This is a genomic window from Salmonella sp. SAL4457 (assembly GCF_046548235.1).
Taxonomy (GTDB): domain Bacteria; phylum Pseudomonadota; class Gammaproteobacteria; order Enterobacterales; family Enterobacteriaceae; genus Salmonella; species Salmonella enterica.
Genome location: NZ_JBGDZO010001214.1, coordinates 1 through 241, shown reverse-complemented (window position 1 = coordinate 241; position 241 = coordinate 1). Strand labels below are relative to the sequence as shown.

Here is a 241-nt window from a genome sequence, read left to right as displayed (position 1 = left end):
GACCGGAGCGATCCTGGCCAAGGAGCTGACCGAGGCCGGGCTCAACGTGGTGGCGCTGGAGCGCGGCGAGAACCGCGATACCTATCCCGACGGTGCCTACCCCAACACCCTCGACGAGCTGACCTACAACACCCGCGGCAAGCTGTTCCAGAATCTCTCCAAGAGCACCGTGAGCATCCGCCACGGGATCAACGATACCGCGCTGCCCTACCGCCAGCTCTCCGCCTTCCTTCCCGGCGAC

At 66.0% G+C, this 241-nt stretch carries 1 pseudogene; it reads left to right on the top strand.

Annotated features, from left to right (window positions below):
• Window positions 1–241: pseudogene (locus ACLJNW_RS28040) on the top strand (GMC family oxidoreductase); the annotation flags it as partial.